The organism is Pandoraea eparura, assembly GCF_902459725.1.
GTDB lineage: Bacteria > Pseudomonadota > Gammaproteobacteria > Burkholderiales > Burkholderiaceae > Pandoraea > Pandoraea eparura.
The window spans coordinates 91,322-115,268 of the sequence record NZ_CABPSH010000010.1 but is presented as its reverse complement, the minus strand read 5'-3'; the positions used below and the strand labels follow the sequence as shown (position 1 = coordinate 115,268).

The 23,947-nt window shown below is 63.5% G+C and carries 19 protein-coding genes; 10 read left to right on the top strand and 9 right to left on the bottom strand.

Annotated features, from left to right (window positions below):
- Positions 1-92 precede the first annotated feature (92 nt).
- The 3 genes from PEP31012_RS18295 to PEP31012_RS18285 all read left to right on the top strand — a co-directional run bounded on the left by PEP31012_RS18295 (position 93) and on the right by PEP31012_RS18285 (position 3,299).
- On the top strand, positions 93-1,208 hold the full coding sequence (locus PEP31012_RS18295) for an aromatic ring-hydroxylating oxygenase subunit alpha (RefSeq protein ID WP_150590721.1): 1,116 nt from the start codon (positions 93-95) through the stop codon (positions 1,206-1,208).
- 315 nt (positions 1,209-1,523) lie between these two features.
- Positions 1,524-2,363, top strand: a complete 840-nt coding sequence (locus PEP31012_RS18290; RefSeq protein WP_246171369.1) for a DMT family transporter — start codon at positions 1,524-1,526, stop codon at positions 2,361-2,363.
- Between the two features lie 51 nt (positions 2,364-2,414).
- Positions 2,415-3,299 carry a sulfurtransferase gene (locus PEP31012_RS18285; protein ID WP_150590719.1) on the top strand — a complete coding sequence of 295 codons (885 nt, stop codon included), beginning with the start codon at positions 2,415-2,417 and terminating at the stop codon, positions 3,297-3,299.
- 165 nt (positions 3,300-3,464) lie between these two features.
- Here PEP31012_RS18285 and PEP31012_RS18280 read toward each other — a convergent pair whose 3' ends face one another.
- The 4 genes from PEP31012_RS18280 to polA form a co-directional block, all read right to left on the bottom strand.
- Positions 3,465-4,370, bottom strand: coding sequence for a ZIP family metal transporter (locus tag PEP31012_RS18280; RefSeq protein WP_343039908.1), 906 nt, complete (start codon positions 4,368-4,370; stop codon positions 3,465-3,467).
- A gap of 161 nt (positions 4,371-4,531) precedes the next feature.
- A complete protein-coding gene (locus tag PEP31012_RS18275) occupies positions 4,532-5,407 on the bottom strand; it encodes a dienelactone hydrolase family protein (protein ID WP_150590718.1) in 876 nt (291 codons plus the stop codon).
- Positions 5,408-5,687: 280 nt separating this feature from the next.
- A complete protein-coding gene (locus tag PEP31012_RS18270; protein ID WP_174978303.1) occupies positions 5,688-7,079 on the bottom strand; it encodes an NAD(P)/FAD-dependent oxidoreductase in 1,392 nt (463 codons plus the stop codon).
- A gap of 216 nt (positions 7,080-7,295) precedes the next feature.
- Positions 7,296-10,034 (bottom strand): DNA polymerase I, encoded by a 2,739-nt coding sequence (polA, locus tag PEP31012_RS18265; protein WP_150590716.1) that lies wholly within the window; start codon positions 10,032-10,034, stop codon positions 7,296-7,298.
- A gap of 3 nt (positions 10,035-10,037) precedes the next feature.
- Here polA and PEP31012_RS18260 point away from each other — a divergent pair, with 3 nt between their 5' ends.
- From PEP31012_RS18260 to PEP31012_RS18245, 4 genes are all read left to right on the top strand, one after another.
- Positions 10,038-10,769 (top strand): LOG family protein, encoded by a 732-nt coding sequence (locus tag PEP31012_RS18260; protein ID WP_150590812.1) that lies wholly within the window; start codon positions 10,038-10,040, stop codon positions 10,767-10,769.
- A 508-nt stretch (positions 10,770-11,277) separates the two neighbouring features.
- On the top strand, positions 11,278-11,613 hold the full coding sequence (locus PEP31012_RS18255) for a hypothetical protein (RefSeq protein ID WP_174978296.1): 336 nt from the start codon (positions 11,278-11,280) through the stop codon (positions 11,611-11,613).
- Between the two features lie 135 nt (positions 11,614-11,748).
- Positions 11,749-12,720 (top strand): homoserine kinase, encoded by a 972-nt coding sequence (locus PEP31012_RS18250; RefSeq protein ID WP_150590714.1) that lies wholly within the window; start codon positions 11,749-11,751, stop codon positions 12,718-12,720.
- Between the two features lie 31 nt (positions 12,721-12,751).
- Entirely contained in the window at positions 12,752-13,561 is an 810-nt protein-coding gene (locus PEP31012_RS18245) for a BPSS1780 family membrane protein (RefSeq protein ID WP_150590713.1), read from the top strand.
- A gap of 97 nt (positions 13,562-13,658) precedes the next feature.
- On the opposite strand, the gene PEP31012_RS18240 is transcribed toward PEP31012_RS18245, so the two are convergent.
- Positions 13,659-15,980 carry a UvrD-helicase domain-containing protein gene (locus PEP31012_RS18240; RefSeq protein ID WP_150590712.1) on the bottom strand — a complete coding sequence of 774 codons (2,322 nt, stop codon included), beginning with the start codon at positions 15,978-15,980 and terminating at the stop codon, positions 13,659-13,661.
- 111 nt (positions 15,981-16,091) lie between these two features.
- Between PEP31012_RS18240 and PEP31012_RS18235 the strand changes: the two genes are divergently transcribed.
- Complete coding sequence (locus tag PEP31012_RS18235) at positions 16,092-18,953, top strand: valine--tRNA ligase (RefSeq protein WP_150590711.1); 2,862 nt, start codon at positions 16,092-16,094, stop codon at positions 18,951-18,953.
- A gap of 29 nt (positions 18,954-18,982) precedes the next feature.
- Complete coding sequence (gene galU / locus PEP31012_RS18230; RefSeq protein WP_150590710.1) at positions 18,983-19,867, top strand: UTP--glucose-1-phosphate uridylyltransferase GalU; 885 nt, start codon at positions 18,983-18,985, stop codon at positions 19,865-19,867.
- Positions 19,868-19,980: 113 nt separating this feature from the next.
- Here galU and PEP31012_RS18225 read toward each other — a convergent pair whose 3' ends face one another.
- Positions 19,981-20,208 carry a sulfurtransferase TusA family protein gene (locus tag PEP31012_RS18225; protein WP_017231876.1) on the bottom strand — a complete coding sequence of 76 codons (228 nt, stop codon included), beginning with the start codon at positions 20,206-20,208 and terminating at the stop codon, positions 19,981-19,983.
- A gap of 107 nt (positions 20,209-20,315) precedes the next feature.
- The gene (locus tag PEP31012_RS18220) at positions 20,316-20,846 is read right to left on the bottom strand and encodes an NUDIX domain-containing protein (RefSeq protein ID WP_150590709.1); all 531 of its coding nucleotides are present in this window, start codon (positions 20,844-20,846) and stop codon (positions 20,316-20,318) included.
- A gap of 302 nt (positions 20,847-21,148) precedes the next feature.
- Between PEP31012_RS18220 and PEP31012_RS18215 the strand changes: the two genes are divergently transcribed.
- Positions 21,149-22,375, top strand: coding sequence for a chloride channel protein (locus tag PEP31012_RS18215; RefSeq protein ID WP_425494973.1), 1,227 nt, complete (start codon positions 21,149-21,151; stop codon positions 22,373-22,375).
- Positions 22,376-22,421: 46 nt separating this feature from the next.
- Here the strand turns inward: PEP31012_RS18215 and PEP31012_RS18210 are convergent, their stop codons facing one another.
- Both PEP31012_RS18210 and PEP31012_RS18205 read right to left on the bottom strand, forming a co-directional pair.
- On the bottom strand, positions 22,422-23,555 hold the full coding sequence (locus PEP31012_RS18210; protein ID WP_246171368.1) for a threonine aldolase family protein: 1,134 nt from the start codon (positions 23,553-23,555) through the stop codon (positions 22,422-22,424).
- 88 nt (positions 23,556-23,643) lie between these two features.
- Positions 23,644-23,901 carry a 4-oxalocrotonate tautomerase gene (locus tag PEP31012_RS18205; RefSeq protein ID WP_425494975.1) on the bottom strand — a complete coding sequence of 86 codons (258 nt, stop codon included), beginning with the start codon at positions 23,899-23,901 and terminating at the stop codon, positions 23,644-23,646.
- Positions 23,902-23,947: the final 46 nt, after the last annotated feature.

Below are 23,947 nucleotides of genomic sequence, written 5' to 3'. Positions count from 1 at the left end.
GAGAGTCCATACAAGGTATAATCATCGGTTCCCCTAAATCGATTTTTCGATGGTTGGGTTGTTCACTGCTTTCAAGCTAGTCGGGAGTGGGAATGTCCAATCTAAGCAGCGCTTTGCAACTCAAACCGGCCTCGAGCCAACTGCCGGTCTACACGTATTTCGACGAGGCGCTCCTCGCCCGCGAACGTGAAGTCCTCTTCGAACACGGTCCCCGCTACGTAGGCCATGAGTTGATGGTGCCGGAAGCGGGCGACTATTTTGCGCTGCCCGCCGAGCAGGAGGGTCGCATGCTGGTGCGCAATGGCGCGGGCGAGCATGGCGGCGTCGAACTGCTCTCCAACGTCTGCCGCCATCGGCAGGCCATCATGCTGGGCGGCCGCGGCAATGCGCGCAACATCGTGTGCCCGCTCCATCGCTGGACTTACGACACGAAGGGCGAACTGCTCGGCGCACCGCATTTCCCGGAAAAGCCCTGCCTGAACCTCGGCAAGTTCCCGCTGCAACGCTGGAACGGCCTGCTGTTCGAAGCGCAAGGCCGCGACGTACAGGCCGACCTTGCTCGCCTGGGCGTCAAGCACCATCTCGACTTCTCGAACTTCATGTTCGATCACGTCGAAGTGCACGAATGCAATTACAACTGGAAGACGTTCATCGAGGTTTATCTCGAGGACTACCACGTCGTTCCGTTCCACCCCGGGCTGGGCAGTTTCGTCTCGTGCGAGGACCTGAGCTGGGAGTTCGGCGACTGGTATAGCGTCCAGACGGTCGGCGTGCACGAGGGTCTCGCAAAGCCCGGCAGCCCGATCTATCGTCAGTGGCACGACGTGCTGCTGCGTTATCGCGAAGGCGTGCCGCCGGACTTCGGCGCGATCTGGATGGTGTACTACCCGCATCTGATGATCGAGTGGTATCCACACGTGCTGGTAGTGTCGTGGCTGATTCCGCGCGGGCCGCAGAAGACGACGAACATCGTCGAATTCTATTACCCCGAGGAAATCGCGCTCTTCGAACGTGAATTCATCGAGGCCGAGCGTGCCGCCTACATGGAAACCGCCCGCGAAGACGACGAGATCGCCGAGCGCATGGACGCCGGTCGTCGGGCGTTGTTCGAGCGCGGCGTATCGGAAGTCGGTCCGTATCAAAGCCCGATGGAAGACGGGATGCAGCACTTCCACGAGTTCCTGCGACGGCAGTTGGGCGACTTCTGAACGCCGACGTCTTGGCGCGTCTCAGTCATTGAGAAGGTGAACCTACCTGATCAAGACGTCGCCAGGCGGCCGATGTGGCGCCAGCGAGACTGAATTAAATAGTTGCCGAAATTTTGTAGAACGGCGGGCCATCGGTCCGCCGTTTTCGTTAGAATCGTCGCAACGCGCTCGGCACATCCGTGCGCCCCCTATCGGCCGCACGGGTCGCCTGCGATCAGATCGATGCCCGCCCGTTCGCCTGTTCGTTGATTTACCCCTTCGCCACTTCGTCAATTCGCCGCCAACTGGCCCCCATTTTCCATGCAATCGCTCTGGATGTTGGTCTCAGCCTTCATGTTCACGTTGATGGGGCTGTTCATCAAGCTGGCAGCAAACGGATACAACACCGGCGAAATCATTCTCTATCGCAGCCTTATCGGCGTTATCGTTCTACTGGTCTTGTCACGTGCACGCGGCCAATCGGTGCGCACCCGACACGTTGGCGCTCACATCAAACGCAGCGCCGCCGGCGTGATCTCGCTCGGCCTATGGTTCTATTCGCTGACGCAGTTGCCGCTTTCCACGGCGATGACCCTCAATTACATGTCGCCGATCTGGATTTCCTTGATCGTCATGGCGAGCGCCGCCATGCGCGGCAGCCTGCGCACCGACTTCCGCCTGGTCGCCGCGATCTTCGCGGGCTTCGTCGGCGTCGCCCTGTTGCTGCAGCCAACGCTCGACAGTCAGGCGTGGACCGCCGGCGTGGCGGGCGTCATCTCGGGCGTCTTCTCGGCCATCGCGTACATGCAGGTCAAGGACCTTGGCGCGTCGGGCGAACCCGATTGGCGCATCGTCTTCTACTTCTCGCTCGGCGGCGTCTTGCTGGGTCTCGGCTGGGTTGCCATCGACGGCATGCACCCGCTGACGTGGCGCAGCGCAGGCCTCATGCTCGGCGTCGGCATCGCGGCACTTGTCGCCCAAACGGCCCTCACCCGGGCCTTCAGTTTGGGCAACACGCTCGTCACAGCGAATCTGCAATATTCCGGCGTAATCTTCGCTACACTGATCAGCATGCTTGTCTGGGACGATTGGCCCGCGCTGGCCGGCTGGATCGGCATGTTGCTCATTGTGGCGAGCGGCATGACCGCACTGCGCCGACCGTCGGCCACGGCCTGACGGCGGGCGGCTCCCGCCGCTCCTTCCCCCACGCCCGTCTGCGGAGACGTCATGATTCACACGCACTTCACCACGCTCATCAGTCCGCAAAATCTTGACGCGCTGATGCAAACCGCCACCGACGGTGGCGCCCCGGTGGTCATCTTCGACTGCCGATTCGATCTCGCGAATCCGACGGCCGGCGAAACGGCGTACGTCGACGGTCACCTCTTCGGCGCCTTCTACGCGCACCTCGACCGCGATCTGTCCGGAACGACGACCGGCAAGAATGGTCGCCATCCATTGCCCGAGCGCGACACGCTCGCACGCCAACTGGCCACCTGCGGATTGTCGAAGGGCCAGCAAGTGGTGGCCTACGACGCGCAAGGGGGTGTCTACGCTGCGCGCCTGTGGTGGCTGCTGCGTTGGCTCGGCCACGAGTCTGTTGCCGTGCTCGACGGTGGGCTTCAGGCCTGGGAAGCGGCCGGCTTTACGCTCGATGCCGCCCCGCCCGAAGCGCCGCCGCCCGGCGACTTCACCGCGGGTGAGCCGCTCGCCACGACCGCCGACGCGGCAGCCATCGAGCGCAACCTGACCTCTCACGAGCGACTGGTCATCGATGCGCGCTCACCCGATCGCTATCGCGGCGAGAATGAAACCCTCGACCCGATCGGCGGCCACATTCCCGGCGCGGTCAATCGCTTCTTCAAGGACAACCTCGGCGAGGATGGCCGCTTCAAACCCGCCGCCGCCCTGCGCGAAGCCTTCACGCAAGTCATCGGCAAGGACCGCCTGCCCGAGCGTGTCATCTCGCAATGTGGCTCAGGCGCGACGGCTTGCCACAATCTGCTGGCGATGGAGATCGCAGGGCTTCACGGGGCCAGCCTCTATGCGGGATCGTGGAGCGAATGGTGCGCGGACAAACGCCGCCCGGTCGCCACCGGAGCGCAGCCGTAAGCCACGCGGCTTCCAGCAGGTATTTGTACCAGGCATCTGCGCCAGGCATCTGCGCCAGGCATCTGCGCCAGGCATCTGCGCCAGGCCAATGAATAAGGGCGTCCCTCAGGACGCCCTTATTCATGTTCCACTGAGCGACGTCAGACGCCACGCAAAGACATCACCTCATCTCGCCAACGACGAGCCAGTCATCGGGACGCCGGTGCCAGCACTTCCAGCAGCACCTCTTGCATTGCTCACCCCCTCCCCACCGACGCCTGCCACCGACATGGCGAGGGCGCTGCTGGGCGCGTCATGGTCGTGGCCGTGCGCGTGCTCATGATCGTGACCGTTGAGCCAAACCACCAGCGCCAGCCCCACCGCGATCAGCAGGATCTGGGGCAGCGCGTCGCGCGGCGATGTCCGGCGTTGCATCTGCGGCATCAGGTCCGACACCGCGATGTAGATAAAGCTGCTCGCCGCCAGCGCCAGCAGGTACGGGATCAGGCCCTGCAGACGATCGAGCATGAAGTACCCCAGCACACCACCGGCCAGCGCCGTCAGGCTGGAGGCCAGTGTCAGCACCAGCGCCTTGCGACGCGGGAAACCGGCATTGAGCAGCACCATGAAATCGCCAAGCTTGTGCGCCACTTCGTGCACCGTGATCGACACCGTTGCCGCGAGCCCAAGCCGCGGATCGGTCAGGAACGCCGCCGCGATTACGACCCCGTCGGCAAAGTTGTGAATTGCGCTTCCGACCAGAATCATCCAGCCGCCTTTGCCGGCTTCATGGGCATCGTGCCCGTGCTCATGATGATGTCCGTCGCCCTCGTGATGATGGCTGTGGCGCAGCAACGCCAGCTTCTCCAGCAGGAAGAAGCCGAGCAGCCCGCCCAGCAGCCAGCTCGTGATGACGTGCGCATCGACATGCGACTCCAGGCTCTCAGGCAGCAGATGCAGCAACGCGGTGCCAAGCAGCACGCCCGCCGAGAAGCTGACCATCTTGTCGATGAGCTTTGAGAGCAGACCGAGCGATAGCGATGCCGCGCCGGCCAGGCTCAGCACGCCGGAAGCCAGGGTGGCGATAACAATGAAGAAAAAGATGACGTCGATGGTGATTCTCCCGCAGGCAAGGCGGCGATTTAACCAGCTTTTACCGCGACAGGCAAACCGTCGGCCAGCGAGGCGCAATGACGTGCCGCGTGCTCGATGGGCTCAGTGCGCTTCGATGACCTGCCCAAGCCTTCGCTCACTCAAGCCACACCGTGCTTGCGCAGCCAGTCCAGTGCCAGCGCCCAGCCCTCCTTCGCGTCGGCCTCGACGTAGCTCGATCGATAATCCGCGAAGAACGCATGTCCCGAATTCGGGAACACCTTGAGCTTCGAGCCTTTCGACGCCGTATCGCCCTCGGCAAGGACCTCGCGCGCCCGCTCGACGCTTGCCACGGGAATGCCCGGGTCCTTGCCACCGTACAGGCCGAGCAACGGTCCGTGCAGGCGGCCGGCGATATCGATCGGCTGGCTCGGGAATTCGGCGCTCCTGTCTCCGACGATTCGCCCATACCAAGCCACCGCCGCCTTGATGTTTGGATTGTGCGCGTCGTAGAGCCAGGCAATGCGCCCGCCCCAGCAGAAGCCGGTAATCGCGAGTCGCGTCCCATCTCCCCCATTGGCCAGCGCCCACTTGAGCGTCGCATCAATGTCGCGCATCACCTGCGCGTCCGGTGTTCTGGCGACGATCTGCGTCTGAATCTCGGCAATCGTCCCCAGCGACTGGGGATCGCCGGCGCGTGCGAACAACTCCGGCGCGAGCGCCAGATACCCGAGTTTGGCGAAGCGTCGGCAGATGTCGGCAATATGCTCATGTACACCGAAGATCTCCGAGACCACGACGATGGTCGGCAGATGCGTCTTGCCCGCGGGCTTTGCGTAGTAGACCGGCATTTTGATGCCGGGCACGTCGAGCAAGGTTTCGCCTGCGTCCAACCCTTGCGTGTCGGTGGTGATGGTTTCGGCCGCCACCGGCAGCACGGCCAGCGCAAACGCCGAACCGACGGCGGTCTTCAGGAAGTCGCGCCGATTGCGCGGCGCCACTTCGGGCACAAGACTATCCAGATCCGCTTGCGACATATCGCACTCCAGGGAAACGCGTCAGTAATGGCTTGCCAGGGAGACCGCCAACGGGACCGTCGGGATGCACCACCGCCCCGAGGCTGGACGTTGCGATCTTACTAGAGTGGGGATGCGCTTGCACTCGGACGCCGGCGCGACGGTGATCGGAACCGTCCGAAACCGGTACCCACAGCGCAAGCCGACTGACACCCGGTCAGGCTGCGAACCCGTGCAGCCTGACCGGCGAAAAAATGTCAGCACATCGTCAGCATAGCTTCACTGTGTCGTCAGCGCAGCTTCAGTGCAGCTTCACGCGCGGCACGGTCGAGCGACGCAGGCGATTGGCAACGGTATCGAGCATCATGCGCCAGACACCATGCAACGCCGCCACGTGCATGCGGTAGAGCGACGTGTACATCACCCGCGCGAAGAGGCCTTCGATGAACATGCTGCCGCCGATGAGCCCGCCCATCAGATTGCCCACCGCGCTGAACTTGCCCAGCGAGACGAGCGAGCCGAAATCGCGATAGGTAAACGTCGGCAGGCTTTGCCCCTTGAGCCGCGCATCAATCGCCTTGACCAGGAAGCTCGCCTGCTGGTGCGCCGCTTGCGCGCGCGGCGGCACAAAGCCGTGTTCCGGCCATTCGCAACTCGCGCAGTCGCCGAAGGCGAAGATGTCCGGGTCCGATTTGCTTTGCAGCGTCGGCAACACTTCGATCTGGTTCAAACGATTGACGGCGAGCCCCAGCGTCCCCAACACCGGCGGCGCGGTGATGCCCGCGGACCAGACCGTGATGTCGGCCGGCAGCACCCGGCCGCCGGTGGTCGTGACTTCGTTCTTGCGCACCTCGGCGACCGAATCGCCACACAGGATGTCGACGTCGAGCTTGCCCAGCAACCCGGCCACTGCCCCCGACACCCGCTCCGGGAGCGCCTTCAGAATGCGCGGACTCGATTCGATGATGGTGATGCGCACGTCCTTGCGCGGATCGAGCTTCAAGCCGTAGGAGCGCAACACTTCCGCCGTGTTGCGCAGCTCTGCCGACAGTTCGACCCCCGTCGCACCAGCGCCGACGATGACGAGATTGACCTTGGGACGCCCCTCGACCCTGGGGGCCGGGGCAAGCGCCGTACCGGGCGGCACGTCGCGACTGTCTTGTTCGGCAGACGCCGCCTGCGCGCTCGGCAACGGCGCGTCGGCTTCGTTCTGCGCGCGCACGCAGGCCGCCATCAGCCGACGTCGGAAGCGTTCGGCCTGCTCAACGGTATCCAGCGCGATGGTATTTTCCTGAGCGCCCGCTACCCCGAAGAAGTTGGTGGTGCTGCCGATGGCGAGCACGAGCGTGTCATACGCCAACGTGCGCTCGGGCAGCAGATCGCCCTCGCCTTCATCGGCTGCCGCCGGCACCGCTGCCAGCCGGATCGTCCGGTTTGCGCGATCGAGCCCGATCATCTCGCCGGCCGCAAACTCGAATCGATGCCAGTTGGCCTGCGCGACGTATGAGAGTTGATGCGTTGCGGTGTCCATGACACCGGCCGCAACTTCGTGCAACAACGGTTTCCAGATGTGCGACAGGGATCGGTCGACCAACGTCACCTGAACGTCCTTGCCACGCCCGTACTTGTCGCCCAGTCGGGTAACGAGTTCGAGACCGCCGGCGCCACCGCCGACCACAACGATACGATGCACACTCACATTCACTCCCCGTGCTTGGAAAACCGTCCGGCCGGTCGGTATTTGCCACCCCGGCAATAGCGATTACCTTACCGCAGAGTGCGGACTTCGGGTATGCCTGTCCCCCTATTCCCGCTATCGAGCCGATCCCATTCCGCCGATGCGTGGCGTCTGCCAAGGCGTATGGCCAGTGGCGCGACGCACTCACTTTAGGTGTCAGCCCAACGCAGTTCAGTGAGCCTGCTCCCAATTCGCGCCCACCCCGACTTCGGCCACGAGCGGCACGCGCAGCTTCGCCACGCCGCACATCAGCTCCGGCAAACGCTTGCGAACCTCGGCCAGTTCATGATCGGGCACTTCGAGCACCAGTTCGTCGTGCACCTGCATGATCTGCCGCGTCTGCAGGCCGCTGTCGTCCAACCAGCGCTGCACGGCGATCATCGAGAGCTTGATGAGGTCGGCGGCCGTGCCCTGCATCGGCGCATTGATGGCGGCACGCTCGGCGGCCTGACGACGCGGGCCGTTGCCGCCATTGATGTCCGGCAGCCACAGACGGCGACCGAAGACGGTCTCGACATAGCCGCGCGCCTTCGCGCTCTTGCGCGTCTCGTCCATGTAACGTGCCACACCGGGGTAGCGCATGAAGTAGCGGTCGATGTACTGCTTGGCCGCGTCGCGCTCGATCCCGAGGTTCGCGGCCAGCCCGAACGCGCTCATGCCGTAGATCAAACCGAAGTTGATGACCTTGGCGTAGCGGCGCTGTTCGGTCGACACCTCGATCGGCGTGACGCCAAAGATTTCCGCCGCCGTGGCGCGGTGAATGTCCTCGCCGTTGGCGAACGCGCGCAGCAGGCTTTCGTCGCCCGAGATATGCGCCATGATGCGCAGCTCGATCTGCGAGTAGTCCGCCGAGACCAACTGGCTGCCTTGCGGCGCCACGAACGCTTCGCGAATGCGGCGGCCCTCGGCCGTGCGCACGGGAATGTTCTGCAAGTTCGGATCGTTCGACGCCAGGCGCCCGGTGATCGCCACGGCCTGCGCATAGTTTGTGTGTACGCGGCCCGTCGCGGCATTGACCATCTTCGGCAACTTGTCGGTGTATGTCGACTTGAGCTTGGCGAGGCCTCGGTAGTCGAGCAGCACCTTCGGCAACGGATAGTCTTCGGCGAGCTTCTGCAGCACTTCCTCGTCGGTCGACGGGGCGCCGCTCGCCGTCTTCTTGACGATCGGCAGTTGCAGTTGTGTGAAGAAGATGTCGCCGATCTGCTTGGGCGAATTCAAATTGAATTGCTGCCCGGCCAAGGCGAACGCCTCGGCTTCGAGCGCGACCAGCTTCTGGCCGATCTCGTCGCTTTGTGCGGCCAGGCGAGCGGTGTCGACGAGCACGCCGTTGCGCTCCATACGCTGCAGCACGCGCGCCGTGGGCATTTCGATGTCGCGATAGACGAACTCCAGCGTCGCCTCACGCGCCACGTCGGGATAGAGCGCGCGGTGCAGCCGCAGCGTGATGTCGGCGTCCTCGGCGGCATAGGCGGTCGCGCGCTCGACGGTGACTTCATCGAAGCCGATCTGCTTGGCGCCCTTGCCGCACACGTCTTCGTACTTGATCGTCGTCACGCCGAGATGGCGCGACGCAAGGCCGTCCATGTCATGGCCGCGGTGCGATTCGAGCACGTACGACTGGAGCATCGTGTCGTGTGCAATGCCGCGCAACACGATGCCGTAGTTCTCCAGCACATGCGCGTCGTACTTGAGGTTTTGGCCGACCTTCTTGTGGTCCGGACTTTCGAGCCAGTGCTTCAGTCGTGCCAGCACTTCGTCGCGTGGCAATTGGTCGACGTCGCCCGGCGCGCGGTGCGCCACCGGGAGGTAGGCGGCGCGACCCGGCTCGCACGAAAACGACAGGCCGACGAGTTGCGCCTGCATCGCATCGAGCGAGGTGGTCTCGGTGTCGAATGCCGTCAGCTCGGCCGACTCGATGATCTTCAGCCATGCGTCGAACTGCGCCCACGTCAGCACCGCTTCGTATTGACGCTCGAGCGTATCGGCCGCAGGCGCCGGCGCTGGCTCACCGGCCTGCGTGGCGACGGCGGCCTGCGCTTCGCGCAGCAAGGTTTTGAAGCCATGACGCACGAAGAAATCGCGCAGCATTTCGACGTCTTCGGGCTGCGACTGCAAGCTCGCGTCGATGGAGGTGACCTGCGGCGCGAGATCGCAGTCGAGCGCGATCGTCACCAGCTTGCGCCCCATCGGCAGCCAATCGAGCGCGCGGCGCAGGTTCTCGCCCACCGCCCCCTTCACTTCAGCGGCGTTCGCCACCAGATTATCGAGATCGCCATACTGGGTGAGCCACTTGACGGCCGTCTTCGGCCCGCATTTTTCCACGCCCGGCACGTTATCGACGGTATCACCGACGAGCGTGAGGTAATCGACGATGCGCTCGGGCGGCACGCCAAATTTTGCGGTGACGGCCTCGGCATCGAGTGCTTCGTTGGTCATCGTGTTGACCAGCGTCACGCGGTCGTTCACGAGTTGCGCCAGATCCTTGTCGCCGGTGGAGACGACCACGCGCATGCCGCGCTCGGCCGCCTGCTTGGCGAGCGTGCCGATCACGTCATCGGCTTCCACGCCATCGATCATCAACAGCGGCCAGCCCATGGCGCGCACCGCCTCGTGAATCGGCTCGATCTGCGCGCGAAGATCGTCCGGCATCGACGGACGATTCGCTTTGTATTCGGGGTACCAATCGTCGCGGAAGGTCTTGCCCTTGGCGTCGAAAACGCAGGCGCTATACTCTGCATGTACGTCTTTACGCATGCGGCGCAGCATATTGACGATGCCGTGAAGCGCGCCCGTCGGTTCGCCGTTGGGACCGCGCAAATCCGGCAGGGCGTGATAGGCTCGATAGAGATAACTCGAACCATCGACCAATAAGAGCGTCTTACCTTCCAGACTTTGCTGTTCCGACATATGATCAAGAGAAGAAAAGAAATACCCAGTCTGCGCATGCTGGCAGACCATGAGCGCGCCACTGCCAAAAAGGCGCGCGCGTCGTGGCAAATGTTCACGATTATGGCAGAGTTCATTGAGGCGACCGAGTACCTGTCCGAGATCCGGCCGGCCGTCAGCATCTACGGCAGCGCCCGCATCAAGCCGAAGTCGCCGTTCTACAAACTGACGATGACCATCGCCCGCAAATTCTCCGACAACGGCTTTGCGGTGATCTCCGGCGGCGGGCCCGGCATCATGGAAGCGGCCAACAAGGGCGCGCATGGTGGCGCCTCGCCGACGGTCGGTCTGAATATCGAATTGCCGCATGAACAAAAGGGCAATCAATACCAGGACATCTCACTGCGCTTCCGTCACTTCTTCACGCGCAAGGTCACGTTCGTGAAGAACTCGGATGCCTTCGTCATCATGCCGGGCGGCTTCGGCACGCTCGACGAACTGTCCGAAGTCCTCACGCTGATTCAGACCCAGAAGTCGCGCCACGTGCCGGTGATTCTCGTCGGCACGGAATTCTGGAAAGGGCTGCTCGACTGGGTGCGCTCGACGATGCTGCCGATGGGACTCATCGGCGAGAAGGACCTCGATCTGGTGCAGGTCATGGACGACCCCGACGACATTCTCAAAGCGGTATTCGCGTTCTATGACGGCCACATCGAACCCGAGACGGAAAGCACCGAGAAGATGTTCTACCTGTAATCGCGGCTGCCCGCCGTGCAGGTGACATCGCACAACATCAAAGCGGCGCCGCGAGTGATCGCAGGCGCCGTTTTGCTGCGCGGCAGACGAACGGCCTGCCGGAAGGTGACGGCATGACATGACTGGGCACGCCCCCCTCGGCAAATAGGTAACGGGCGGTCCATCGCAACGGTGTCGCGGGATGCCAGAACATGCCCTTGACGGGCACGGCTGACTTGCCCGTCACTTATAACCAGAAAGAATATAAAACCGATCGAAGGTGCACCCTCGAATCGTTTATCGCGTCGCCGATGGCGCGAGGCAATGCGCGTCCGAGGCATCGCATTCCCCCACAGACGAGCAACGACGCCACATACGGCGCGATTTCACGATGCGAAGCGGGGGACGTTTGATAGAATGGATAGATTGGAACCCGTTGCGCCGACCCGGCCTGGCCTTAATGTCGCGGATGCGTTCCCGCCCTCGGAGAATAATGATGACATCGCGCTTTTCCCGTGCCCTGCCCCTGGTGATCGGTGCCGGCCTGCTGTTTGCCGGCCACGCGTTCGCCCAGGACGGCAAGGAGACCTCCGCGCAGGCCGCCAAACGCGAGGCCGACGCCCGCGCCGCCGCGACCAGCAAATCGTCGGTCGACGTCAACCAGGAACGCAAACCGAGCTATTACGTCAACGACCAAGGCACCACCGTGACCGAGTTCCGCGACCGCGGCAAACCCACGGAGATCGACGTCCATTCGCGCTTCGGCACCAATTATCAATTGACCACGCCGCCGGACAATGCGCCGCGCACGCGCGACAACACGTCGCAAAACGACCGTTTGCCGTCCGTCGGCCTGAAGTTCTGACGTCTCTGGTACTCTGACTCACCTCCGCGCGCCCACGCTTGATCAAGAGCGCGCCTGCTTCCTGTCTGTCTTGAACCAGCGGCCCGCTGCTCGTGCGCGGGCCGTTTGTCTGAGACACCTCCACCCGACGCACGCATGGCTGTTTTCACTTCCGTCTCGCCCGAGCAGCTTCAGGAATGGCTGCAACGCTACGATTTGGGGAATGTTCTCGACTTCCGGGGCATCACTTCCGGCATCGAGAACACCAACTACTTCCTGACGACCGAGCGCGGCGAGTTCGTGCTGACGCTGTTCGAAAAGCTCACGGCGACCCAGTTGCCGTTCTACCTCCAGTTGATGGGCCACCTCGCCCATCACAGCGTGCCGGTGCCCGATCCGATTCCCGATCGCACGGGCGAGATCCTCGGCGAGCTGAACGGCAAGCCCGCCACGATCGTCACCAAGCTGGCGGGACGCTCCGAGCTGGCCCCTGCGCCCGAACACTGCGCGCATGTCGGGGCGATGCTCGCACGCATGCACCTGGCCGGTCGCGACTTCACGCTGGAGCAGGCCAATCTGCGCAGCCTGCCCTGGTGGCGCGAGGCCGCCCCCGAGGTCGCGCCGTTCCTGAGCGACGCCGAGCGCACGCTGCTGGACAGCGAGATGGCGCATCAGGCGGCGTTCTTCGCGTCGAACGACTATCGCGCCATGCAGGCAGGCCCGTGCCACTGCGATCTGTTCCGCGACAACGTGCTGTTCGACAAGGCTGAAGACGGCTCGCCGCGATTGGGCGGATTTTTCGATTTCTACTTCGCGGGCTGCGACAAATGGCTGTTCGATCTGGCCGTGACGGTCAACGACTGGTGCTGCGACCTGGCGACCGGCGTGCTGGACGAGGCGCGCGTGCATGCCATGCTGCGTGCCTACGAGACGGTGCGCCCCCTGACGGACATCGAAGCGTCGCACTGGCGCGACATGTTGCGCGCCGCTGCGCTGCGCTTCTGGCTGTCGCGCCTGTATGATTTTCACCTGCCGCGGGCGGCCGAAATGCTCAAGCCGCATGATCCGGGACATTTCGAACGAATCCTGCGCCAACGCATCGAAGCCGTTTCCATCCCCTGGCGGTAACCCGACGTCCTATCGGAGTCATTCGAACCCTATGCAATTGCTTGAAGTCCCGCCGAAGAGCGGATACGTGTGGCTGCGCCAAGGCATCTGGCTGTTCCGCAAGAACCCACTCGCCATCCTGACGCTGCTCTTCGCCTATCTGTTCGGCGTGATGGTGCTGTCGATCCTGCCGGTCGTCGGCGCCTTCCTGCCGCTGCTGTTCATCCCCGGCCTGTCGGTCGGCTTCATGGCGGCCTGTCGCGACATCATCAAGAACAAGCAGGTGCTGCCCCACGTGCTGCTCGACGGCTTTCGCGGCCACGGCAAGGAAGTCTCGCGCCGGCTGCTCATGCTTGGCGGCTACTACATCGTGGCGATGACCGTCGTGTTCCTGTTCTCGGCACTGTTCGACGGCGGCGACCTGGTCAACAAGATGCTCTTCGACGGCCGCATCAGCGAAGAGTCGCTCACCAACGGCTCGATGGGCCAGGCGATGCTGGCGGTGGCGGTGGCCTACGTGCCGGTGGCGATGATGTTCTGGTTCGCACCGGTGCTTGTGGCGTGGCACGACATCCCGCCCATCAAGGCGCTGTTCTTCAGTTGGACGGCTTGTGTGCGCAATCTCCGCGCGTTTGTCGTCTACGGCGTGTGCACGGCGGTCATCGCTACCGTGTTGCCCCTGATCGTGACGCTGACGATGGCCGCGATGGGCTTGCATCAGTATGTGATGCTCCTGCTGATGCCGTACTCGATCCTGTTCACGGCCGTGCTGTATTGCTCGTTCTATGCGAGCTATCGCGGGTGCTTCGGCGTGCAGGAGATCGGCGCCATCGACCCGAACGTCGCCCCGCCGGAGGCGTAAGCAGGAACGTCGGCGGCAACGTCGGCGACAACGTCAGACGCGCAAAACAAAGGGCACCCGCGGGTGCCCTTTGTCATGGGTGACGACAACCACGTCGTTACTCGATCGGCTGGAGCTTCGCGACGGCCAGCGCCAGCCACTTCTCGCCGTGCCGGCCGAATTTCACATGGGCGCGCGCTTCGACGCCCGCTCCCTCCAGGCCGATGATCTTGCCTTCGCCGAACTTGGTGTGGAACACGCCCTGCCCCACCTTGAAACCCGTTTCCGACGCGCGCGAACGGTCGGCCAGCGCCTGCTCCGACTTGGTGGCTACCCATTCTTCCGGCTTCGGCGCACTCGTCTTGCCACGCCCGAACCAATCGCGTCCCCAAGCGGGCTCTGCCTGGCCGAGCCGCGCACCCGGTTGCGCACGCGGCGTCAGGAACTTCAGCACCGTTTCGGGGATTTCGTCGAAGAAGCGCGAGCGCACGTTATAGCGCGTCTGACCGTGCAGCATGCGGCTTTGCGTGAACGACAGATACAGTCGCTCCTTCGCGCGCGTGATGGCCACATACATCAGCCGCCGCTCCTCTTCGAGACCGTCGAGTTCGAGCGCACTGTTCTCGTGGGGGAACAGTCCCTCTTCGAGACCGGTGACGAAGACCGCCGTAAACTCAAGCCCCTTGGCCGCGTGGACCGTCATCAGTTGCACCGCGTCTTGCCCGGCCTCGGCCTGGTTGTCCCCCGCTTCGAGCGACGCATGCGACAGAAAGCCAGCAAGCGGTGTCATTTCCACCGGCGTGTCGGCATCGACCACACCGTCGGGCGAAGCCAGCAGATCGGGCGCGCCCGGCAGAGCGGGCCTCATGGCGATCAGACGTGCCGGGGCGTCGAGCCCGTAGCCTTCCTCGGCAACGAACGCCGTGGCCGCATGCACCAATTCCTGCAAGTTCTCGATGCGATCCTGGCCTTCCTTTTCGGTCTGGTAGTGCGCGATCAGCCCGCTCGCGTCAATCACGTGGGCGACCACCTCCGGCAGCGTGAGCCTCTCGGTATCGTGGCGCATCTGCTCGACGAGCCGGACGAATGCCGCCAGGTTCGTGCCTGCCTTGCCGGTCATATAGGGCACGGCGGCATACATCGAGCAGTTGTAAAGCCGCGCCGCGTCGGCCAGTTGCTCCAGCGAACGCGCGCCAATCCCCCGCGTCGGGAAGTTCACGACCCGAGCGAACGCTGTATCGTCGTTCGGATTCTCGATCAGACGCAGGTACGCCAGCGCATGCTTGACTTCCTGACGCTCGAAAAAGCGCAAACCACCGTACACCCGATAGGCGATGCCCGCCCCCACGAGCGCGTGCTCCATCACCCGCGACTGGGCGTTGCTGCGATAGAGAATGGCCACGTCCTGCCGCGAGAGCCCCTGCGCGACGAGCGCCTTGATCTCTTCGACGAGCCAGCTCGCCTCCTGGAGGTCGGTCGCCGCCTCGTAGACGCGGATCGGCTCGCCGTGTCCCGCATCGGTACGCAAATTCTTGCCCAGCCGCCGCGCGTTGTTGGAAATCAACGCGTTGGCCGCGTCGAGAATATTGCCGTGCGAGCGGTAGTTCTGTTCCAGCTTGATCAGGTGGCGCACGCGGAATTCGCGTTCAAAGTCGGCCATATTGCCGACGTTAGCGCCACGAAATGCGTAGATACTCTGATCATCATCCCCCACAGCGAACACCGCGGCGCTCGATCCCGCGAGCATCTTGAGCCACGCGTACTGGAGCTTGTTCGTATCCTGGAACTCGTCGACGAGAATGTGCCGGAAGCGCGACTGGTAGTGCACGCGCAGCGGTTCGTTGTGCTTGAGCAGTTCAAAACAGCGCAGCAGCAGTTCGGCGAAATCGACCACGCCCTCTCGCTGGCACTGCGCCTGATAGGCGGCGTACAGCTCGACGAACTTCTGGTTGAAGGCGTCGTTGGCCTCGACTTCGTGCGGCCGCAGGCCCTGTTCCTTGGCGTTGTTGATGAAATACTGCAGGTTTTTCGGCGGATACTTCTCGTCGTCGACGTTCGACGCCTTCAACAGGCGCTTGATGGCCGAGAGCTGGTCGGCCTGATCGAGGATCTGGAAGCTTTGCGGCAACCCGGCGTCGCGAAAATGCGCGCGCAGCATGCGGTTGCACAGCCCGTGGAAGGTGCCGATCCACATCGCGCGCGTGCTGATCGGCAGCATCGCACCCAGGCGGGCCTGCATTTCCTTGGCCGCCTTGTTGGTAAAGGTGACGGCCAGAATCCCGGCCGGCCCCACGTGGCCCTGCTGGATCAGCCAGGCGATACGCGTGGTCAGCACCCGCGTCTTGCCGGACCCCGCGCCCGCCAGAATGAGGGCCGGCTCGTCCGGAAGGGTTACGGCAGCCAGTTGTTCGGGGTTCAGATTGGCGAGCAGATCGGGCATGTCGGGAAGGAATTTCGAGGGAAGCTCGATTATAAATCCTGCTGCGGCGCGGAAATGGCACCGAATCTTTTATAATTCAGGGTTTCACGCATTACACGGTCCATCCAATCCATGAGCGACAGCGACAATACGCTTGCCAAGAGCTTCGAGCCGCAGGACGTCGAAGCCCACTGGGGCCCCGAATGGGAGCGCCGCGGCTATGCCCGGCCGACTTTCGACGACGCCCGCGAAGATTTCAGCATCCAGTTGCCGCCGCCGAACGTGACCGGCACGCTGCACATGGGTCACGCGTTCAACCAGACGATCATGGATGGCCTCACCCGCTATCACCGCATGAAAGGCGCCAACACCCTCTGGGTGCCGGGCACCGACCACGCGGGCATCGCCACGCAGATCGTCGTCGAGCGCCAGCTCGATGCCCAGAAGGTCTCGCGCCACGACCTCGGCCGCGAGAAGTTCGTCGAGCGCGTCTGGGCATGGAAGGAAGAGTCGGGCAGCACGATCACGCGTCAGGTGCGCCGCCTGGGTGCCTCCATCGACTGGAGCCGTGAGTACTTCACGATGGACGAAAAGATGTCGCGCGCCGTGCGCGACGTCTTCGTCACGCTCCACGAGCAGGGGCTGATCTATCGCGGCAAGCGTCTCGTGAACTGGGAATCGACCCTGCTCACGGCCGTGTCCGACCTGGAAGTGGTCAGCGAGGAAGAGGAAGGCTCGCTGTGGCACATCCGCTACCCGCTCGCCGACGGCTCGGGCTCGCTTACGGTCGCCACCACGCGTCCGGAAACGATGCTCGGCGACACCGCGCTGATGGTCCACCCGGAAGACGAGCGCTACAAGCACCTGATCGGCAAGACGGCCAGGCTGCCGCTGTGCGATCGCGAGATCCCGATCATCGCCGACGATTACGTCGATCTCGAGTTCGGCACGGGCGTGGTGAAGGTCACGCCGGCGCATGACTTCAACGACTACGCCGTCGGCCAGCGCCACAACCTGCCGCAGATCAACATTCTCACGCTCGACGCGAAGATCAACGAGAACGCCCCGGAAAAGTACCGCGGACTGGATCGTTTCGACGCGCGCAAGCAGATCGTGGCCGACCTCGACGCGCTCGGCTTGCTCGAATCGGTCAAGCCGCACAAGCTGATGGTGCCGCGCAGCGACCGCACGGGCACGATCATCGAGCCGATGCTCACCGACCAGTGGTTCGTCGCAATGAGCAAGCCGGCCCCCGAAGGCACGTTCCATCCGGGCAAGTCGATCACTGAAACCGCGCTCGACGTCGTGCGCAGCGGCGAGATCAAGTTCGTCCCGGAGAACTGGACGACCACGTACAACCAGTGGCTCGAAAACATTCAGGACTGGTGTATCTCGCGTCAGCTCTGGTGGGGCCACCAGATTCCGGCGTGGTATGACGACGCCGGCAACGTGTACGTCGCGCGCACGGAAGCGGAAGCCGCCGAGAAGGCCCGCGCCGCGGGCTACACCGGCGCGCTCAAGCGCGACGAAGACGTGCTCGACACGTGGTTCTCGTCGGCACTGGTGCCGTTCTCGTCGCTCGGCTGGCCGCAAGCGACACCCGAACTCAAGCATTTCCTGCCGTCGTCGGTGCTCGTGACCGGTTTCGACATCATCTTCTTCTGGGTGGCGCGCATGGTCATGATGACCACGCACTTCACCGGCAAGGTTCCGTTCAAGACGGTCTACGTGCACGGCCTGGTGCGCGACGCCGAAGGTCAGAAGATGTCCAAGTCGAAGGGCAACACGCTCGATCCGATCGACATCGTCGACGGTGTGTCGCTCGAGGCCCTTCTCGCCAAGCGCACGACGGGTCTCATGAACCCGAAGCAGGCGGCGAGCATCGAGAAGAAGACGCGCAAGGAATTCCCGGACGGCATTGCGCCGTTCGGCACCGACGCGCTGCGCTTCACGTTCGCCTCGATGGCCACGCTCGGCCGGAACATCAACTTCGATCTGGCGCGCTGCGAAGGCTATCGCAACTTCTGCAACAAGCTGTGGAACGCCACGCGCTTCGTGCTGATGAACTGCGACGGCCACGACTGCGGTCTGGCGCCGTGCGTGGGCGATTGCGGCCCCGACGGCCAGCTCGACTTCTCGCGCGCCGACCGCTGGATCGTATCGCTGTTGCAGCGCGTGGAAGCCGATGTCGAGAAGGGTTTCGCCGACTACCGTTTCGACAACATTGCCAGCGCAATCTACAAGTTCGTCTGGGACGAGTACTGCGACTGGTACGTCGAACTGGCCAAGTGGCAGATTCAGAACGGCACGCCGGCGCAACAGCGCGCCACGCGCCGCACGCTGCTGCGTGTGCTCGAAACGGTGCTGCGTCTGGCGCATCCGATCATTCCGTTCATCACCGAAGCGCTGTGGCAGAAGGTGGCGCCGTTGGCTGGCCGCTATCCGGCGGACAAGGCGGCGGGCGAAGCCAGTCTCATGGTGCAGCCATACCCGGTGGCCGACGCAAGCAAGATCGACGAGGGCGACGAAGCCTGGATGCAGCAGTTGAAGGCCGCGGTCGACGCCTGCCGCAACCTGCGCGGCGAAATGAACCTGTCGCCGGCGCAACGTGTGCCGCTGCTGGTGGCGGGCGATGTGGACTTCCTGCGCTCGATTGCGCCGTATCTCCAGACGCTGGCGAAGCTCTCCGAAGTGCAAGTGCTGGCCGACGAGGCCACGCTCGACGCGCAAGCCGCCGGAGCGCCGCTCGCGGTCGTGGGCGCGAACAAGCTGGCACTGAAGGTGGAAGTGGACGTTGGCGCGGAGCGCGAGCGTCTCGGCAAGGAAGTGAAGCGCCTCGAAGGCGAGATCGCCAAGTGCCACGGCAAGCTCTCCAACGAGAGCTTCGTGGCGCGCGCGCCCGCCAACGTCGTGGAACTCGAGAAGCAACGATTGGTCGACTTTGAAGCCGTTCTCGGCAAGTTGCAGGCCCAGCTCGCCCGCCTGCCCGCCTGAGACAAGCTCACACCATCAGGGAGATACCAATGAAAGCCGTTGTGACCAAAGCCGTGTTCCCCGTTGCGGGCCTCGGCACCCGATTCCTCCCGGCGACCAAGGCAAGCCCGAAGGAAATGCTGCCCGTCGTGGACAAGCCGCTGATTCAGTACGCGGTGGAAGAAGCGGCGGCCGCCGGTATTACGGAGATGATCTTCGTGACGGGTCGCAACAAACGCGCGATCGAAGACCACTTCGACACCGCCTTCGAACTCGAAGCGGAACTCGAGGCCAAGAACAAGCAGGCGCTGCTCGACGTGGTGCATTCTATCAAGCCGCCGCACATCGACTGCTTCTACGTGCGTCAACCCAAGGCGCTCGGGTTGGGTCACGCCGTGCTGTGCGCCGAGAAACTCGTGGGCGACGAACCGTTCGCGGTCATCCTCGCCGACGACTTGCTCGACGGCCAGCCGCCGGTGCTCAAGCAGATGGTCGATCTGTACAACCACTATCACAACTCGATCATCGGCGTGGAAGAGATCCCCGTCGAGCAAAGCCGCTCGTACGGGATCGTCGCGGGCAACGAGTGGGGCGAGAAGAATATCGTCAAGCTCACGAATATCGTCGAGAAGCCGGCGCCGGAAGATGCCCCGTCGAATCTGGGCGTGGTCGGCCGTTATGTGCTGCGCCCTCGCATTTTCGATTGCATCCGTGAAATCGATCCGGGCTCGGGCGGTGAGATCCAGTTGACCGACGCCATCCAGAAGCTGATGCAGGATGAAGTCGTGCTGGCGTATCGCTACCAGGGCAAGCGCTTCGATTGCGGCAGCAAGCTCGGCTACTTGAAGGCAACGGTCGAGTTTGCGCTGCGCCACCCGGAACTCAAGGATGCCTTCCGCGAGTACCTGCGCGAGACGCAAATCGATCTGGCGTAACTGCCAGGGATGGCGTCAAAAAAAGCCGACGGCAGTTTCCGTCGGCTTTTTTGTGCCCGCTGCGCCGCGCATTACGCGTCGGCAGGCGGGTTCCGCAAGCGTGCTGGGCGCGATCAGCGGCGGCGCATCAGAAAGTGGAACGTCTTGCCCTCTTCGCGCGACTCGATGAGTTCGTTGCCCGTTTGTTTGGCAAACGCGCTGAAGTCGCGCGCCGAACCCGGATCGGTAGCGATGATGTGCAGCACTTCGCCGCTCTGCATATCGGCGAGCGCCTTCTTGGCGCGCAGGATCGGCAGCGGGCAGTTCAGTCCGCTCGCGTCGACTTCTTTCTGGAATTCCATGCTCATGTCCCTGATATCCCTGATGTCCCTTGGTTCCGACTCGTTCTGATCGTGTGTCGGGATTGCCCCGCAGCCCCTGATTCTACCGTAGTCCTCGCGCCGCCTCGTCAGCCGGCGATCGACAGCCGGGCCGAGTCGACGTAGTCGACCGGCAGATTGCGCCGGCGCAGCCACTCGGCCACCGCGTGCCCGGTGCCGGCGCGCCACGGACGCACCCGCTCGGGGGCGACGAGCCGGAATTCGGCGAGTTCTTCCGAGAGACGTATGTCGCCATCGCAGACCGCGTGATAGGCAATGATCAGCTCGTTCTTGCGCATGAATTCGTAGACACCGAGCAGCGAGATCGCATCGGCGTCCAGATTGGTCTCTTCCTTGATTTCGCGCCGGATACCGTCTTCAGGCGTCTCGTCGCGCTCGAGAAACCCCGTGATGAGCGCGAACATGCCTTCGGTCCAGGCGGCATTGCGCGCCAGCAGGATCTGGCCGCGATATTCCACGAGACCGGCCACGACCGGCAGAGGATTGTCCCAGTGGACGAAACCGCAAGCCGCGTCCGGACAGGCGCGGCGAATACGCCCGGCGACCTCGCGCGAGTCGAGCGGCGAGGCACAGCGGGGACAGAAAATGAGTTCGTTCATGATCGTTCTTCGGCGAATGCGAATATCTTAAAGGAACTCATGACGCGCTGCACATTCGGCAAATTCCGGGACGCTTGCGGAAAATGGCGACGGGGTGCGGGGCGTATAATTATGGTCTATCTTCCCATCCACACCCGCGCCACGTGTCAGACCTGCCACCCCAAACTGCCGCAACGCCGGCCTCACCGCCTCCTTCGCCGTCGTCGTCCGCGCCCGCTTCGCTTTCGGCGCGTCTGGCCAAACGGGGCATCCATCGCTCTCGTCGCCTCTGGCACAACTACGGCGTCTTCTGGCTGGGTGCGGTGCTCGTTGGTCTGGTCTCGGTGGTGTATTCCAAGCTGATCGACTTCGGTTTCGAGCTGTTTCAGCGCATGCTGTCGTATGGCATCTGGATGCCCCTGATCGTGACGCCGCTGGGTGCCGCGCTGGCCATCTGGCTGACGCAGAAGTTCTTCCGCGGCTCGGAGGGCAGCGGGATTCCACAAGTTATCGCAACGCTTCAGGAGCCGCGGCTGTCGACGTCCCTGTTGTCGATGCGCATCATGATCGGCAAGATCGCAATTTCGTTTCTCGGCATTCTTTGCGGCTTCACCATCGGTCGCGAGGGGCCGACGGTGCAGATCGGTGCGTCGCTCATGTATGCGATGCGGCGTGGGTACCGGCGAAGCAGCGTGCACATCGAGCGTCAATTGACGCTGGCCGGCGCCGCCGCCGGTCTCGCGGCGGCCTTCAACACACCGCTCGCGGGCGTCGTGTTCGCGATCGAGGAACTGAGCCGGAGCTTCGTGGCACGCAGCAGTGGCACGCTCATCACGGCCATCATCTTTTCCGGCATCGTGGCACTCGGCCTGCAGGGTAACTACCTGTACTTCGGACAGATCAAGGCGATCAGCGACTTTCACTGGACGCTGATCCCGGTACTCGTTGCCGCCAGCCTGCTGAGCGGCGTGGCCGGTGGACTGTTCGGCTGGCTGATGCTCAACGTGCCGCGCTGGTTGCCCGGGCCGCTGGTCGGCATGCGCCGTGCGCATCCGGTGCGATTCGCTTTCCTGTGTGGCCTGGCGATCGCCTTGATCGGACTCGCCTCGGGGGGCACGACCTTCGGCAGCGGCTACGCGGAGGCGCGCGGCCTGCTGGAGTCGCATGTCGCCCTCTCGCCGCTTTACGCGCTGCTGAAGTTTGCGGCGTTGTGCGTGTCTTACATGTCGGGAATTCCTGGCGGCATTTTCGCGCCGTCGCTCGCCATTGGGGCCGGGCTGGGCAATGTGATGGCTCATCTCACATCGGTGGTACCGCTGCCGGCGATTGCCGCGCTGTGCATGGTTGGCTATCTGGCGGCCGTCACGCAATCACCGATTACGTCGTTCGTGATCGTCATGGAGATGATCGACGGCCACCAGATGGTGATTCCGCTCATGGCCGTGGCCCTGCTCTCGACCCAGGTGTCGAAAACGATCGCACCGTCGTTTTATCACGCGTTGGCGCATCGTTTTCTCAAGCCCGCGACGCACGCGCCGCAGCAGGCGTAAATCATTTCGCGACCGGAACGGATACTGGGTCCGGTCGCCGTTTACGTTACGCGGCGGTGCTCAGCCCCCGAATATCCGCTGCCAGACACTCGACGGTCTCCGGGCGAGTGTCCCACGCGCACATCAAGCGGCAACCGCCCGCACCGATGAACGTATAGAAGCGCCAGCCCTTGGCACGTAGCGCTTCGATCATGTGCAGCGGCAGCTCCGCGAATACGGCATTGGCCTGCGTCTCGAACATGATCGACACGCCCGGCACATCGCGAATGCGTTGGGCGAGCAACTGCGCCATCGCATTGGCATGACGTGCATTGCGCAGCCACGTGTCGTTCTCCAGCATGCCGAGCCACGGCGCGGAAATGAAGCGCATCTTCGAGGCCAATTGCCCGGCCTGCTTCACGCGATACGCAAAATCCTCTGCCAGCGCGCGGTTGAAGAACACCACCGCCTCGCCCACCGGCAGCCCATTCTTCGTGCCACCGAAGCAAAGCACGTCCACGCCGGCCCGCCAGGTCACGTCGCCCGGATGACAGCCTAGCGTGGCAACCGCATTCGCAAAGCGTGCGCCGTCCATATGCACGCGCAAGTTGCGCCGCTTGGCCACCGCCGAGATCGCCTTGACCTCGTCGACCGAGTAGACCGTGCCGACTTCGGTGGCCTGCGTGAGCGTGACGACCTTGGGCTTCGGAAAGTGGATGTCGGAGCGCCGGCTGATGACGGCCTCGATGGCGTCCGGCGTGAGCTTGCCGTTGTTCTCGCGTCCGCGCGCGGTGAGCAGCTTTGCACCGTTCGAGAAGAATTCGGGACCGCCACACTCGTCAGTCTCGACGTGCGCCAGTTCGTGACAGATGACGGAGTGATACGACTGCGACAGCGAGGCTAGCGCCAGCGAATTCGCCGCCGTGCCATTGAAGACGAAGAAGACCTCGCAGTCCGTATCGAACAGGTGCCGAATGCCGTCGCACACGCGCTGCGTCCACGTGTCGTCGCCGTAGGCCACCTCATGACCGCTGGCATTCGCCTCGATCAGATAGTGCAGCGCCTCGGGGCAAATCCCGGCGTAGTTGTCCGATGCAAAGTGTTGCGGTGTCTGGCGCACCCGGTCGTCAGCGGCAGTCGGCGACGTCAGGTTCGTCAGGGCGGAAGCGTGGATATTCGATGCGCACGGGACTTGCGACATAACAACCTCATCATTGCGGCAGGGATCCGGCGAGACCCCGTGCCTTCGAGCTACCGGTAGCGGCCCCCGGGAGAGCCCACCGGCACATTCAGACCGACTCGGGACGCGGATCCGACCAGAGCGTGCCGGCGGTGGCCCAGTTCTCGGGCTTGACGTCAGTGATGATGATGTCGACCGATTCCGGCGTGCAACCGATCGTCTTCACGGCCGCTTCCGTCACCGCTTTGACGAATGCGCGCTTTTGCTCGACCGTGCGTCCCTCGAACATCTCGACGTGAAACGTTGGCATTGCAGTCTCTCTCCTTGTATCGTTTTCAAGATCGGCAGCGCCGCCCTCGCCCTCCAGCGAGGCTCGCAGGCTTGCCCTGCGTTCCCGATGTCGCGCCAGCGCG

Coding starts and splice junctions, on each gene's coding strand:
- polA (WP_150590716.1), bottom strand. CDS start 10,034: ATGTCGGAACAGCAAAGTCTGGAAGGTAAGACGCTCTTATTGGTCGAT.
- PEP31012_RS18290 (WP_246171369.1), top strand. CDS start 1,524: ATGTTGGTCTCAGCCTTCATGTTCACGTTGATGGGGCTGTTCATCAAG.
- PEP31012_RS18210 (WP_246171368.1), bottom strand. CDS start 23,555: ATGTCGCAAGTCCCGTGCGCATCGAATATCCACGCTTCCGCCCTGACG.
- galU (WP_150590710.1), top strand. CDS start 18,983: ATGAAAGCCGTTGTGACCAAAGCCGTGTTCCCCGTTGCGGGCCTCGGC.
- PEP31012_RS18275 (WP_150590718.1), bottom strand. CDS start 5,407: ATGTCGCAAGCGGATCTGGATAGTCTTGTGCCCGAAGTGGCGCCGCGC.
- PEP31012_RS18285 (WP_150590719.1), top strand. CDS start 2,415: ATGATTCACACGCACTTCACCACGCTCATCAGTCCGCAAAATCTTGAC.
- PEP31012_RS18220 (WP_150590709.1), bottom strand. CDS start 20,846: ATGAACGAACTCATTTTCTGTCCCCGCTGTGCCTCGCCGCTCGACTCG.
- PEP31012_RS18245 (WP_150590713.1), top strand. CDS start 12,752: ATGCAATTGCTTGAAGTCCCGCCGAAGAGCGGATACGTGTGGCTGCGC.
- PEP31012_RS18250 (WP_150590714.1), top strand. CDS start 11,749: ATGGCTGTTTTCACTTCCGTCTCGCCCGAGCAGCTTCAGGAATGGCTG.
- PEP31012_RS18295 (WP_150590721.1), top strand. CDS start 93: ATGTCCAATCTAAGCAGCGCTTTGCAACTCAAACCGGCCTCGAGCCAA.
- PEP31012_RS18235 (WP_150590711.1), top strand. CDS start 16,092: ATGAGCGACAGCGACAATACGCTTGCCAAGAGCTTCGAGCCGCAGGAC.
- PEP31012_RS18225 (WP_017231876.1), bottom strand. CDS start 20,208: ATGGAATTCCAGAAAGAAGTCGACGCGAGCGGACTGAACTGCCCGCTG.
- PEP31012_RS18240 (WP_150590712.1), bottom strand. CDS start 15,980: ATGCCCGATCTGCTCGCCAATCTGAACCCCGAACAACTGGCTGCCGTA.